At 62.3% G+C, this 13,423-nt stretch carries 11 protein-coding genes; 4 read left to right on the forward strand and 7 right to left on the reverse strand.

Going from position 1 to position 13,423, the window contains the following annotated elements:
* Positions 1–3: 3 nt before the first annotated feature.
* The 3 genes from WNZ15_RS24260 to WNZ15_RS24270 are packed head-to-tail and all read left to right on the forward strand — an operon-like array spanning position 4 to position 3,227.
* Positions 4–774 carry a F0F1 ATP synthase subunit B gene (locus WNZ15_RS24260; RefSeq protein WP_342895622.1) on the forward strand — a complete coding sequence of 257 codons (771 nt, stop codon included), beginning with the start codon at positions 4–6 and terminating at the stop codon, positions 772–774.
* Entirely contained in the window at positions 764–2,302 is a 1,539-nt protein-coding gene (locus WNZ15_RS24265; protein ID WP_342895623.1) for a F0F1 ATP synthase subunit alpha, read from the forward strand. The genes WNZ15_RS24260 and WNZ15_RS24265 overlap by 11 nt, the downstream gene beginning before the upstream one ends.
* Positions 2,286–3,227 carry a F0F1 ATP synthase subunit gamma gene (locus WNZ15_RS24270; protein ID WP_342895624.1) on the forward strand — a complete coding sequence of 314 codons (942 nt, stop codon included), beginning with the start codon at positions 2,286–2,288 and terminating at the stop codon, positions 3,225–3,227. The genes WNZ15_RS24265 and WNZ15_RS24270 overlap by 17 nt, the downstream gene beginning before the upstream one ends.
* Positions 3,228–3,426: 199 nt before the next feature.
* Here the strand turns inward: WNZ15_RS24270 and WNZ15_RS24275 are convergent, their stop codons facing one another.
* Positions 3,427–5,529: a TonB-dependent receptor gene (locus WNZ15_RS24275; RefSeq protein WP_342895625.1), complete on the reverse strand. Its 2,103-nt coding sequence runs from the start codon at positions 5,527–5,529 to the stop codon at positions 3,427–3,429.
* Positions 5,530–5,904: 375 nt separating this feature from the next.
* On the opposite strand from WNZ15_RS24275, the gene WNZ15_RS24280 reads away from it, so the two are divergent.
* Complete coding sequence (locus WNZ15_RS24280) at positions 5,905–6,732, forward strand: IclR family transcriptional regulator (RefSeq protein WP_342895626.1); 828 nt, start codon at positions 5,905–5,907, stop codon at positions 6,730–6,732.
* A 69-nt stretch (positions 6,733–6,801) separates the two neighbouring features.
* On the opposite strand, the gene WNZ15_RS24285 is transcribed toward WNZ15_RS24280, so the two are convergent.
* From WNZ15_RS24285 to WNZ15_RS24310, 6 genes are all read right to left on the reverse strand, one after another.
* Positions 6,802–7,119, reverse strand: coding sequence for a CcdB family protein (locus WNZ15_RS24285; RefSeq protein WP_342895627.1), 318 nt, complete (start codon positions 7,117–7,119; stop codon positions 6,802–6,804).
* A complete protein-coding gene (locus tag WNZ15_RS24290) occupies positions 7,119–7,352 on the reverse strand; it encodes a type II toxin-antitoxin system CcdA family antitoxin (protein WP_342895628.1) in 234 nt (77 codons plus the stop codon). The genes WNZ15_RS24285 and WNZ15_RS24290 overlap by 1 nt, the downstream gene beginning before the upstream one ends.
* A 289-nt stretch (positions 7,353–7,641) precedes the next feature.
* A complete protein-coding gene (locus tag WNZ15_RS24295) occupies positions 7,642–9,198 on the reverse strand; it encodes an indolepyruvate oxidoreductase subunit beta family protein (protein WP_342895629.1) in 1,557 nt (518 codons plus the stop codon).
* Complete coding sequence (locus WNZ15_RS24300) at positions 9,198–11,348, reverse strand: indolepyruvate ferredoxin oxidoreductase subunit alpha (protein WP_342895630.1); 2,151 nt, start codon at positions 11,346–11,348, stop codon at positions 9,198–9,200. The genes WNZ15_RS24295 and WNZ15_RS24300 overlap by 1 nt, the downstream gene beginning before the upstream one ends.
* A gap of 22 nt (positions 11,349–11,370) precedes the next feature.
* Positions 11,371–11,865, reverse strand: coding sequence for a MarR family transcriptional regulator (locus WNZ15_RS24305; RefSeq protein WP_342895631.1), 495 nt, complete (start codon positions 11,863–11,865; stop codon positions 11,371–11,373).
* Positions 11,862–13,421: an NAD(P)/FAD-dependent oxidoreductase gene (locus WNZ15_RS24310; protein ID WP_342895691.1), complete on the reverse strand. Its 1,560-nt coding sequence runs from the start codon at positions 13,419–13,421 to the stop codon at positions 11,862–11,864. The genes WNZ15_RS24305 and WNZ15_RS24310 overlap by 4 nt, the downstream gene beginning before the upstream one ends.
* Positions 13,422–13,423: the final 2 nt, after the last annotated feature.

The raw sequence follows: 13,423 nt of genomic DNA on the forward strand, positions 1-13,423 counted from the left end.
CCCATGTCCATAGACTGGATCACCGTTGCGGCCCAGATCGCCAACTTTCTGGTTCTGGTCTGGCTTTTGAAGCGGTTCCTCTACCGCCCCATTCTGGATGGCATTGACGCGCGCGAAGCGGAGATCACGACCAGGATGCAGGAGGCCGGGCAAGCCGAGAAGGCGGCACAGGCAGCCGAGGCGGCGTTTCTTGAAAAGACGCGCGCCCTGCAGGCAACCCAGTCCGGCCTGACGGAGACGATCCGGAAAAAGGCCGAGGAACAACGCGATGCGTTGCTGTGCGAAGCGCGCCAGCGGATGGAACAGGAACATGCAAGCTGGCGAGCGCATCTCGATCAGGAGACGCGCGATTACACCGCCCGCATGCATGGCGCCGGCGCAAGTGCGCTCCTGTCGCTCACGCGCAAGGCCCTGGCCGATCTGGCAGACGAGACGCTGGAAGAGCGGATGGCGCATCATCTCGTCCGGAAAATCAGGACGATGTCCACTGACCTGAAGCGCGCCGCGGGCAAGGCGACCGGCGCGGTGGTGACAAGCCATGCGCCCTTGCCGCAATCGGCGCAAGAGGGTCTGACCGCCGAGCTGGCAACCGTTTTTCCGCATGCATCTGTCCGGTTCGATACGGATACGGCACAGTCTCCCGGCGTGATCCTGCGCATGGGGGGCGCGCAGCTTGCCTGGACCGTGGACACATACATCGACGGGCTCGACGCCGTGATTTCGGAAAAACTGGCCAACGGCACCGATTTGAGAGCGCAAGATCATGAGCACTGACACCGGCAACATCGGCGCCGGTCCCGAGACCGTTCTGAAGGCCCTTCTGGACAGCCCGGCGCCCGCGCCCCAGTTGAGCGAGATCGGACGGGTCGAAGAGGTGGCCGACGGGATTGCCGTCGTGACCGGCCTGGAACGCGCGTTGTCGGAAGAATTGCTGCGGTTCGAATGCGGCGTCCAGGGCATCGTCCTCGATCTTGAACCGGGGCGCCTGGGCGTCGTTCTCCTGGGCGCATCGGACCGCGTCACCGTGGGAGAAAGCGTCATGCGCACCCGCAAGGTCGTCAGCACCAGGGTCGGTCCGGCGCTTCTGGGACGGGTCGTGGATGCTCTCGGTGACCCGCAGGACGGCAAGGGACCGGTCAAGGCCGAGGCGGAACGGCCCGTGGAGGCGGAGGCACCGAGAATTCTCGACCGGATGGCGATCTCGCGGCCGCTGGCGACCGGCCTGAAGGCAGTCGACGCGGCTGTGCCCATTGGTCTTGGCCAGCGCCAACTTGTCATCGGCGACCGCCAGACCGGCAAGACGTCTCTGGCCGTGGATGCGATCCTCAACCAGAAGAAGACCGAGGTCATCTGCATCTACTGCGCGATCGGGCAACGCGGCGACGCGGTGGCCAAGGTGATCGGCGCCATCCGCGAAGGCGGGATGGCGGCGCGCACCATCGTCCTGTCCGCGGGCGACGAGGGCGCAGCCGGCCTGGCCTATGTCGCGCCATATGCGGCACTGACAATGGCCGAGTATTTTGCGCATCAGGGCCGTGACGTGCTGGTGGTTCTCGATGACCTGACCCACCATGCACGATCGTACCGCGAACTCTCGCTTCTTCTGCGCCGTCCGCCGGGCCGAGAAGCCTTTCCCGGCGACATCTTCTACATCCATGCCCGCCTGCTGGAGCGCGCCGGGCAGTTCGCGCAATCCGCCGGCGGCGGCTCCATCACCGTTCTGCCGGTCGTCGAGACCCAGGCGGAAAACCTGTCCGCCTATATTCCGACCAACCTGATTTCGATCACGGACGGACAGATCTATCTGTCTCCGCGCCTGGTGCGCAAGAACCAGTTTCCCGCGGTCGATCTGGGCGTGTCGGTCTCCCGGGTCGGGGGTAAGGCCCAAAGCAAGGCGTTCCGGTCGGTGGCCGGAAACCTGCGTGTGACCCTGTCGCAATTCGAGGAGCTGGAGGACTTCGCCCGGTTCGGCACACGGCTGGATGATGCCACGCGGGCCCGGCTTGTGCGCGGGGCCGCCGTCCGCGCGTCGCTGCGGCAGGCAGAACGCGATCCGATCCCGGCCCTTGAGCAGCTTGCCGTCCTGGTGTCTGCCATGGACGGGCAATTCGATGGACTGAGTGAGGCCGACACATTCACGGCCATGAGCGCCCTCAGAGCGTCTGCCGCGCGCGACCTTGGCCCGTTGGCCGATCAGATTGCGCACAACCAGCCGCTCGGCGAAGAGGCCCGCGCGCAGATGGCTGCGCTTGGAAAGCAGGCCCGTCAAACTCTCGGGAAGCAAGATGGCGCAAACCCTTGAAGCACTGACCCGGCGCACCGCCAGCATGCAGGGCATCCGCAGCGTGGTTCACACCATGAAGACGTTGTCCGTCATCAATTCCGCCCCCTACGAGCAGGCGGCCCGTGCCATTGAATCCTATCACGACACCGTTCTGGAGGGCCTGCATGCCTTTGTGTCCCGAACCGGACCGATGATCTCCACGACACGGGACGTCGCGGCCCGGGTCTTCGTTGTTTTCGGGTCGGACCATGGCCTTTGCGGCAACTACAATGAAGCGCTGGCCACACATGTCAGGCGCCATATCGGGCTGAACGATGCCCCGTCCACAACGATCCTGTGCATCGGGGCACAGATGGCCGATGCCCTGAAGGATCAGGGGCTGAAAATTGAAAAGGCCCTGTTTCCGCCTGCGTCCGTCGACGGAATTGGCCGGCTCGCAAACCTCCTGACAAAGCGGCTGGACAGCATCCGGCACAGCAACCAGCCCCGGGAAATTTCCGTTTCGCTCGCCTATTTCGCCCGCTCCGGTGACGGATCGCAAGCGCCCCGGATCGCGGCCCTGCTGCCCCTCGATCCAGACCTTCTTCAGGATCTCGCGACCAGGCCCTGGTCCTCGCGCAGCCTTCCGACGTTCTCGATGCAGCCAGGCGATCTGTTCATGGCGCTGATCCGGGCGCATCTGTTCGCAAGCCTGTTCCGGGCGGCGGCAGAAGCACTGGTCACGGAAAACGCGGCCCGGCTCGCCCTGATGCAACAGGCCGAGCAGTCGGTCGACGATCGGCTGGAGATGCTCAGGTCCGATACCCAGGCCTTGCGCCAGAGCGAGATCACGACCGAGCTCCTCGATGTCATCATCGGCTTCGAGGCATTGAAGAAAGACAGGAAATCCGGAAAGCCCGTCCATCGCGGCGCGGACGAGGATGGGGATCGGGAGGAAACCTGACTTCGCACCGGTACAAGGCTGGTCCGCGCACAAGGTGATCCCGCCACGAGGTTGATCGGTGTCGGTGCCGGCAGCGGTTCCTTTTTTGAACCCGTCCCTGGCGGCGCGGATGTCCGCCTGTGCAACATCGACAGAACAAAAAAAACCGGCGGCCGGGTTGCTCCCGTGCCGCCGGTTTCTTTCTGACGTCTCAAAGGCCCTAGAACGTCGCCTTTGCACCTACGCCGAACATGCGCGGCGCCGACATGATCGCAAAGGATGCGACGCCCGGACGGTTTTCCAGATAGGTCGGAGAGCGTTCGTCGAAGATATTGTCCACATATCCGTAGATCTGGAAATGATCGTGGATCTGGTACGTCGCCCGGGCATTGGCGACCGTATAGGGATCCACCTGAAATGCCTGGGAGTTGAGGTCGTCGGAATAATAGCCGTCAAAATGCTCGACGTTCGCCGACAGAACCAGATTTTCCAGGATGCGCCACTCGGCGCCGAACCCGAGCGTATAGCCGGGGGCCTTGCTGAACTCGTTGCCTTCCACCGAGGGGAGCGCGTCGAACTGGCTGATATCGCTCTTCAGCACACCGGCATTCGCATTGAAGCGCAGGTTGTCCAGCACCTGGTAGCTCATCGCGACTTCAAGGCCATAGGCATGAGCCTTTTCCGCATTCAGCGTCAGGAGCTGGGTGACCGAACTGCCTGGAAGCACGGTCTGGAAGTATCTCTGGGAGTCCTGATAATCCGTGTAGAACAGGTTCGCGGATACGGACAGCTTGTCGTCGAGAAGTTTGGCACGGCCGAAGATCTCGTAGTTCCAGGACGTCTCTTCCTTGAACGCGAGGGGTGTTCCGTTGAGGAAGTCAAATGCGACACCGCCGGGATTGAAGCCCCGGTTGATGAGACCGCCCACGGTCACATCCGGCGTGATGCTGTATGCCAGGGCGATCTTGGGCAGGAGCGCGTTGAAGGTTTCGTCATAGTCGAAATCCACCGCCCTCGTGGCGGCCGTTGTAGATTGGCCTTCGCGCTTGACCCGGTCGCTTTCGAACCGGAGGCCGCCGGTCAGGGTCCAGACCTCGTTGATCCGATAGTCGATTTCCGTGAACACACCCAGGTTGGTTTTGGTGTCATCGAAATCCGGAGACCCGTTGAACGGCAGCAGCAGGCTCTCATCCGACTGTGTGTGTGCGGCGTAAAAACCGGCGACACCGCTGAACTTGCTGTCCTGGGTGCCGAAATTCAACAGGGCTTCGTTCGACCAGTTCTGCTGGTTGATGGTCGCATCGCCATTGCCGACGGTTTCCAGGCGGCGGTCGACATAAAGTTTGCTGTACTGCGTCTGGTTGCTGACGACGATACCGTTTTCAAACTCGTAGGAAAGATCGACGATCCCCGTGTTCGAGCGTGAATAGAAGCTCGGCACGCTGGCCTGTGAGTTCTCGAGCCTGTCGAACGGTTCGACTGTTGCTGCCTCATAGGTCGGCTGGTTGTTTTGCGCCGTCGAATAAGTGAGCTTGGCCGTCAGTCCCGGAATGGCGTCCGGAGTGAAGAGCAGCTTTGCGCGCCCGTTGAAGGACATGATGTCGAGGTCCGTGACATCCTCGGTAAAGCTCGAATTGATGTAGTCGATGAAGGTGTCGCGACCGTAATAGTCCATCGCAACGCGGGCGGCCAGTTGGTTGCTCAGGGGACCGGACAGCATGCCGGACACCCGGCGGGTGTTGTAACTGCCGTATTCCGCCTGGATGGCGCCTTCCGGCGTGAAGGTCGGATCCTTGGTCTTGACGATGATCGCCCCGGCGATGCTGTTGGCCCCTTGCGATGTGGTCTGGGGCCCGCGGAACACCTCGATCTGGTCGAGATCCCAGATGGACGTCGCCCCGAACACGGTTTCAAAGTAGGTCTGGTAGTGCCCGTCGATATTGATCGACGCGCGTGGCACGGTGCCGGAATAGAAGGCGACCGCCCCCGTGTTCGGCCCCTGCGTGTCCTGCCCGCGGATTACCGGCGCGACGCCGACCGTTCCGGGATAGTAGACGTTCGGAACGTCCTTGATGGCACTTTGCACACTCTGTTCATCAGGGCGCGTTGCCTGGTCAGCGCCGGAAATGATTTCCACCGAACTGGCCGTGTCCTGCAGACTGCGGGAGATTTTCTCTCCACTTACATAAATCGTTTCGAGAACAGTGGCACCTGGAGCGCCGTCTGGTCCAGTATCTTGAGCGAACGCGATACAGGAAACGAACTGTGAAATTGTGAACACAGCCGTACTGCCAAGCAACGTCGAAATCCGAGTCGGTTTCATCTTATTACCCTGATGATGATGTTTTTGCACAAGCTGGAATAATCTTGCCTGCGACAAATTTCGGAGGAGCAGACCCATTGACCAATGCGGTCCAAACTTGCCCAACCCCTTGAACAATGGATCAACTTGATTTCACTATACAGAATTGATTTCTCATTTCAACATGAGTTAAAAACTCATAAATAAAGGTTACCGAAACGCAACACTTGCTCTCAACAAGCTGAATTTTAACGAAAAATATCAGAGATGACCGATTGAACTCCCGGCGTTAGCCTCCTACCCTGACGGACAAACGGGAGGGAGACCCATGCAAAACAGTTTGAACAACGGCGGCGGGGGAGAGACGCACCGGTATCCCCAGCAGGTGCGGACTTCATGAGCAGCGAGACTGACGAGGACATGCCGGGACAGACGCCCAAACGCTCCGGAACCATCCAGTCCGTTTCCATTGCAACGCGGTTTCTGAACATTCTCGCCAACGGGACCGAAGCCATGGCCCTGGGCGTGATCGCCAGGAAAGCGGGCACCGGCAGCCCGACGGCGCATCGCTACCTGCAGAGCCTGGTGAAAGAAGGGCTGGTCATGCAGGACCCCCAGACCGGCTTTTACGATCTCGGACCGACGGCCCTGAGCATCGGCATCGGCGCCCTGAAGAGAATAGACCCCGTCGATATCGCCGCGAAGCACATGAAGCACCTGGCCGGCGGCTTTGCCGCGAGTGCCGGCGTGGCCATCTGGACGGAGCGCGGCCCGACTGTTGTGCGCTGGTACCGCAGCGCCCTCTTTTCCATCAGTTCAGTTGGACTGGGCGACGTTCTGCCGGTCGACAATTCCGCTTGCGGACTGATGTTCCAGGCCTTTTTGCCGGACAAGCAGATCGATGTGGCCCGAAAGCTCCAGCCCGCGCATTTCCGCGGCAAAAGCCCCTCGCGCGCAAGCCTGGAAAGCGTACGCACAAGCTGCTGGGCCGAACTGACCGACCATCTTCTGCCCGGCATCACCGGCCAGGCGGTTCCTGTATTCGATGCGCAACAGGAAATCGCGTGTGTCATGACGACGGTGACAAATCTCGGACTGCTGCACAAGCCGGAAGACAGGAAGGAATTGCTGAACTGCGCCAGACAGGCGGCACGGGAAACAGGCGGCACCACGGCCTTTTCTCCCGGGGACCACGCCCCCACGACAAACCCGGACGCCCTGTAGGATATTGATCGGCTCCACCAGGTAAAACCAACCGCAGTTGACAGGGGCAACCAGCGAACGCCCGGGACACTACCAGCCCTGGGAATTCAGACCCCCCTGCAAGAGCGTGTCGAGCGCGCGGGTGATTTCCGCAAAGCACGCGTCCAGATCCCCAACGGGCTCGCTCAGTTGCTGGACTGAAACCGCCGTCAGGAACTGGGTCACCATCACATGTGCCATGCCGTCGATTGTGAACATCGGGTTCAAAAATCGCGCAGGCGCCGGCGCGTCGGACTTCGGCAAAAGCGGCACGACGACCCTGGTGTTCAGGGTGTCGAGAATGTCCGCCTGTACGTCCAGCACCAGTACATTGTCGGGTTCAAGCCGGTAAAGATGGTTGCGCGGCATCAGAACAAACGGTTCCGGGCAAGCGGCAACCCGTGCCTGTCGACAAAGTCATTGGAGCTTTCCAGCGCCGCCTGGTTTTCCTGCTTCCACTGATCCGCCATCGTTTTGGAAACTGCCGAACGGATTCCATCCTCGGCCGCCTGGGAGATGTTGATCCCCAGTTCCTTGGCGGATCGAACCAGGGCGGCGTTTATCGTCAGGTTGGTGGGCTTGCGGGCAGATGATTGAGCCATGACGCCAACTCCGATGATTGAAAATCCGCTCCGAGACTAGGTTTGGAAATGCGTGCAGTCAATGCGCATAAGGCATGCGCGCAGTTCCGGACTTTGGACTTCTTTTGACCGTTTGAACATATTTCGCCGGCAGACAGAAACCGGGCGGGTATCTATCCAGGAGGTTAACCCCACACTCAATGAACTTTAGGCCGCAGGTCTTTTTCAGACACCGAGGCAAGAGGGTTTCGATGAAACCGGAGCGCATTGGCCCGCAGGCCAATGCGGAAATCTCTGCGACGGATCCCTCTCATGACGAGCGCGCGAAACTTTCGACCGTTTTCAGTGCGCCGTCGAGATCCGTACCCTTCTCGTCCTTGAGCGCTGCCTCGCGCAGGCGGGCGACCCATTCGGGACCGTCGTCCCGGTGTTCCACCAGTCTCGCGCCGGAAAGCACCTTGTCGAATTTCGACAGACCTCTGGCATGAGTGTCCGAATAGCCCTTGATCAGGCGCCGGCACTTGAGGACCTCGACCGCCATGGCATAGCGCGCGGGAAGATATCCCGCCACCATCTTCAGCCAGGTCTCCAGGTGGTCCTGCTCCATCCGGTGGCGCAGCGTCCTGCGGCGCCAGCCACGCAATCCGCCGAGCGTATAGAGCGTCAGAAAGCCACGCAGGCTGTCGGTGCGGATCCGCCGACCTCGGTTCACCCAGCGATCGATACGCTTCATCCAGACCGGATCGTTTTCCAGTTTGCCGCCGAGTTTTTCAGGCAGCAGGCCGACGATTTCCTCCGCGCGCGGGTGAAGATAATCGGTGAGCTGCAGGACATGCCCCGCGCCGACCCGCATCTCTGTCTCGATGCGGCCGAACCGTTGCGCCCTCGTTTTCAGGTCCGCCACCCGGATGACATCGTCATACGCCATGGCATTGGCGATGTGTTTCGCCGCCTCGCGCGACAGTTCGAAATCCTTCGCGGCATCGTCAGCGCCGACGAGCACCTCTAATTTGTCCAGATATTCCGTGCCGTAGGCAATGTCCTGAAAGTCGACGACCTTGCGCAAGCCTGCACGGGTCATCTCCTGCACGGCTTCCGGCAGCGCGACGATCCGCGCCTCCAGTCTGGCGTAGCCGTCGCGGATTTTTTTGGGACCGGCCGGCCCGAGTATTTCCTGCTGTGCGGGTTCGGATGCCTGTGTAACCGTCTCGCCGTTCCTGGCCAGGTCGAAGCCCACGGCGAAAGCGCGCAGACTGGCCTCGACGCCCTTGCCGCCCGCGCGGATCGCCTCTTCAAAAGCCTCCCGCTCGAAAGGCAGAGCCTGCGCGCCGGCCAGCGCACCGAACAGCGAGGCGGAAACGACGGAGCCGACCTTGAGCGCGGCCGTATCCATGTCGGCCAGCACGACCCTTCGTGCCGCCACCTCGGCAGCCGCCTTCACTTCATCGGACGAGGCCATGCCGTCACCCGGCACTGTCTTTTCGGAGACCGCGAGCATCCGGTGGGTCGAGGCGATCAAGGTGGTGCGGTCCGGCGTGACGAAGCCGCGCACGATGGCACGGCCCGCCTCCATCAGTTCCGCGGCAATGAGGATGTCGATATCACCGGCAGAAGGCGCCAGAGAAAAGACGGGGGCCGTCACGGTTCCGGGCGCCATTTCGACATAGTAGATCGTCGCGCCGGTGCGCTGCGCGACCCCGGCCACGCTGGTCGCCTGGCAGTGATAGCCCTGCGCGCGCGCAACGCTCTCGATCCAGTTGGTCAGGACACCGCCGCCCTGACCGCCGACGGCCATGACGGCGAGCTTGATGATGCCGTCGAGGGCCGGATCGGCCGGCTGTGCATCGAGAGGCAGGGCGAGAGACATCAGATCTCCTCAGCGGTGAAGGTCAGGCGGTTCCCGGATCGGCGGTCCTGAAGCCAGGTGATCACTTTTGTCCGCACACCGACCAGCCAGCGCTCGAAGCGACCGGGATTGTGCACCACCTTGGCCTCGAAGAACGACGGACACAGGATGGCGGCGTCGGCGACCTCGCCGCAGTTGCCGCAGCCGACGCAGGACTGATCGATATGGGCGACCGGATCGTCGCGCAGCGGATCGTCCAGTTTCTTCAGCGACAGGGACGGGCACCCCGACAGCCGAATGCAGGCGTGATCGCCGGTACACACGTCCTGATCGACGCCGAAGCGCGGCACCTCGACCCGGGTTCCGCCGGCGATGGCCTTGTTGCGCAGGGGCTTCTCGCGCCGCTGCCGGTTGAGCATGCATTCGGACGAGGCAACGATCACCTTCGGCCCGTCATAGTCGGTCGTCAGCGCCTCGCGAATGGTGTCGCGCATTTTCGTGACATCGTAGGTCCGGTCGATCTGCCGGATCCACTTGACCCCGGCCCCCTCGAGCGCCTTCGTGATCGGGTTGTTGGTCGACTTAGTAGTGTTCTTCGCCCGGCTGGAGGGAATATCCTGACCGCCGGTCGCCGCCGAATAGTAGTTGTCGACGATGATGGCGACGCTGTCGGACTTGTTGAAGACCATGTTGCCGATGGAGGAACTCAGGCCGTTGTGCCAGAAGCCGCCATCGCCCAGGATCGAAATCGCCCGCCGAGCACCGCCGCCGTCGAAGGCCGCGTTCGAGGCGGGACCCAGGCCATAGCCCATGGTCGAGCCGCCGATCTCGAAGGGCGGCAGGCAGGCGAACAGGTGACACCCGATATCGCCGGTAATCTGATGCTGGCCGACCTCCTGCTCCACCATCTTGAGCGACGCGAAGATCGGCCGCTCCGGACATCCGGTGCAGAATCCGGGCGGGCGGATCGGAACGGTCTGGCTGAGATCCGGCAATTCCGGCCTGGGCGCGTTCGGTGCCAGCACCTTGCCCGGCAATGTCTCCGGCGCATACCGCCGCACGAAGGCGTCAATACCGTCAAGCATGATTTGGCCGGTGTATTCGCCGGCGCGCGGGAAGATGCCCTTGCCTTCAAGCTTCGTGGTCCGGCCTTCCTTGTAGAGCATGGCACCGAGTTGCTGCTCGATGAATTCCGGCTGGCCTTCCTCGACCATCAGCACCGCCTCCTTGCCCGCGCAGAAATCCAGAAGATCGGATTTCACCACAGGATAGGTGACGTTGAGAACGTAGAGCGGAATTGTGGTGTTGCCGCTGATGTCGGCGAGACCCAGCCGCTGCAACGCACGGATCACGCTGTTGTAGATGCCGCCGGGACAGATGATGCCGACCCTGCCGTCTTCGAGGCCGAAACGCTCGTTCAGGCCCTTTTCCAGAATGAACTCTTCGGCCGCCGGCCAGCGGTTGTCGATCTTGTCGTGCTCGTGGGCGTAGGACATCGGCGGCAGCACGACGCGCTTGAAGTCGCGCTGCGGATTGGACAGGGCATCGCGGACCGACAGGGGCGGCGGAACGTTGTCTCCGGTCGCGAAACTGCCGGTCACATGGCAGGAGCGGATCCGGACCATCAGCATGACGGGCGAGTTGCTGGCCTCCGACAAGGCGAAGCCGTCACCGACGGATTTCACGATGGAGGTCAGGTTCGGGCGCGGGTCCAGAAGCCAGAACTGGGATTTCATGGCAAAGGCATAGGAGCGCTCCTGCATGATGGAGGAGCCTTCGCCGTAATCCTCGCCGACGATCACCAGCGCCCCGCCGTTCACCCCGGAAGACGCCAGGTTGGCGAGCGCGTCGGAGGCGACATTGACGCCGACCGAGCCCTTGAAGGTGACCGCGCCGCGAATGGGGTAATGCACGGAGGCCGCCAGCATGGCGGCAGCGGCCGCTTCCGAGGCATTGGCCTCGAAGCGGATGCCGAGTTCGCCCATCAGATCTTCTGCGTCCGCGAGCACATCCATCAGATGGGAGATCGGAGCGCCCTGATAGCCGCCGACATAGCCGACGCCGTTTTCCAGAAGCGCCTTGGTGATGGCAAGAATGCCCTCACCGGTGAAAGTGTCTCCGGCGCCTTTTCGAAGATGCTCTACCTCAGCCTTGAACGACCTTTCGGCCATCGGCTCCTCCTACGCGGTCACGTCAAATCGGGTGCTTGCGCACGTTTTTCAAGATGGTCTGCAGCGTGGCGACGAAGGTCCGCTGGTCGGCATCGCTGATGCCTTGAAACATCTGCTGATACGCATCGGCCAGATGCGGCCAGAGCTGCTCGTGGGTCTGGCGGCCCTTCGGGGTCAGGTGAACGCGCACGGCGCGGCTGTCGTCCTTGTCGGTAACCCTGAGGATCAGGCCGTCCCGCTCCAGGGTATCCAGCGCCCGGCTGAGGGTAGAGACCTCGACCACCGCATAAATCGACAATTCCCGGATCAGCAGACCGTCCAGCACGGACAGAACCGCGAGTGTTCTCATTTTCGGCGTGGTCAGACCCAGCCTGGTCATTTCCTCGCGAAGCGATGCGTTGTAGCGGCCCATGATGCGGTTCATCAGATAGGGCGGGAAATTCTCAAGTCCGATTTCGCCCAGTCGCGGCACACGGGTGTCTTCCACCAGTCGTTCAGCCGGATCCTCGTCGTTCATGCACCCATCCCTTTCGCCAGATTGTAGCCGGATCCGCCGCCAAGCCCCGGACCGGGGTGTGTCGAGGCACCTATCATGTGCAGGTTCCGGATTTGGGTGTCGCTGTTAGCGGAATGGGCAAAGGGACGCCAGAGAAAGAACTGATCGATGCTGCAGGACCCGCCATAAGGATCACCGCCGACCAGATTGATATTGAGATCGTTGAGATCCGCCGGCGAACAGGCGCTCCGTGCCAGCTTGATCTCGTCGAAATTCCTGATGTGCCGCCGCAGGATCTCCTCCACGCGATCGGCGAACGCCTCGCGGACGGCTTCCGTCCACTCCGGTCCGGTCTCGATGACCCCGGCGGCGTCTCCCTTGATCACACGCGGCGCGTCGGGAACCTGCAGCCACAAGATGCCCTTGCCTTGCGGTGCGCGGGAGGGATCGAGCCGGTGCGGCTGGCCGACACAGATGGTCGGCGTTTCGGGCAAGAGCCCGCGTTCGGCTTCGTTGCAGGATTTGGACACGCTGTCGATGCCGTCGGCAAGATGGATCAGGGCGACATTCTCAAGCCCTTCGGCGATCCAGTCCGGCTCCCCGTCCAGCGCATAGTGCAGTTGAAAGTTGCCGCGGCCATAGCGGTACTTGCGCACCGCATCGGGCGCCGGCTCTTCTCCCAGAAGCCGCTGGCTGAGCTGCGTCGGCGTCACAGAGGCAATGACCGACTGCGCGTCGATGGTCTCCCCGCTCGCAGTGCGCACGCCAACGGCCTTGCCGTTCTTGACCACAATGCGCTCGACATCTGTTCCGGTGCGGATTTCGCCGCCGTTTTCTTCAATCAGCTTGCAGAAGGCCTGCGGAACACTGGCCGCGCCTCCCCTGGCCACCGGCGCACCGACCGCTTCCAGGGCAAAGGCGATCACCCGGCCCATCTGACCGGAATAGGTGCTTTCAGGGGTCAACCCCGTGTGAAGCACCCAGGGTGCCCAGAGCGCCTGCAAGGTTTCGCTGGCATAGCTCGTCTCAAGCCAGCCTCGCGCCGGCTGAAGCGCGGCCCCGAACCAGGCCTTCAATCCGGCAAGGCCGCGTTTCCAGGCCTGCCTGGCCATCAGGCGCGCCATTTTGACCGACCAGAGCGGACTGCCGAGCAGCGCGAACAGGAAATCGGCATCGGCCTCGATGCCGCCCACGTCGGCGGCGTGCTGCCCGCCGTCTCCCGCAGCCAGCGCATCGAAAGCGGCCACATTGGCCGCCCGGTCCATGGACAGCACCGCCGTCTCTCCGCCCGGCCGCAGAACCGCCGCCGGACAAGGGCTGTGACAGAATTCCAGGCCATGCCGCCCGAGATCTCCCGCCAGCTCGCCATAGGCCGGCGACGTCAGAAACAGGACGAAGGTGGTTGCCATGACATCGTGCCGGTAGCCCGGCAGAGTGATTTCCTCGCTCCGCATGCAGCCGCCCGGCACCTCGGAGCGCTCCAGAACGAGAACCGGCTCGCCCTTGCGCGACAGCAGGGCTGCCGCAACCAGGGCATTGATGCCGGAACCGATGATCACGTGCGGGGCGGCCACGATGT

The organism is Roseibium sp. AS2 (assembly GCF_038900065.1).
Taxonomy (GTDB): domain Bacteria; phylum Pseudomonadota; class Alphaproteobacteria; order Rhizobiales; family Stappiaceae; genus Roseibium.

Coding starts and splice junctions, on each gene's coding strand:
- WNZ15_RS24265 (WP_342895623.1), top strand. CDS start 764: ATGAGCACTGACACCGGCAACATCGGCGCCGGTCCCGAGACCGTTCTG.
- WNZ15_RS24270 (WP_342895624.1), top strand. CDS start 2,286: ATGGCGCAAACCCTTGAAGCACTGACCCGGCGCACCGCCAGCATGCAG.
- WNZ15_RS24285 (WP_342895627.1), bottom strand. CDS start 7,119: ATGCCGCGCAACCATCTTTACCGGCTTGAACCCGACAATGTACTGGTG.
- WNZ15_RS24300 (WP_342895630.1), bottom strand. CDS start 11,348: ATGGCCGAAAGGTCGTTCAAGGCTGAGGTAGAGCATCTTCGAAAAGGC.
- WNZ15_RS24275 (WP_342895625.1), bottom strand. CDS start 5,529: ATGAAACCGACTCGGATTTCGACGTTGCTTGGCAGTACGGCTGTGTTC.
- WNZ15_RS24290 (WP_342895628.1), bottom strand. CDS start 7,352: ATGGCTCAATCATCTGCCCGCAAGCCCACCAACCTGACGATAAACGCC.
- WNZ15_RS24280 (WP_342895626.1), top strand. CDS start 5,905: ATGAGCAGCGAGACTGACGAGGACATGCCGGGACAGACGCCCAAACGC.
- WNZ15_RS24305 (WP_342895631.1), bottom strand. CDS start 11,865: ATGAACGACGAGGATCCGGCTGAACGACTGGTGGAAGACACCCGTGTG.
- WNZ15_RS24295 (WP_342895629.1), bottom strand. CDS start 9,198: ATGTCTCTCGCCCTGCCTCTCGATGCACAGCCGGCCGATCCGGCCCTC.
- WNZ15_RS24260 (WP_342895622.1), top strand. CDS start 4: ATGTCCATAGACTGGATCACCGTTGCGGCCCAGATCGCCAACTTTCTG.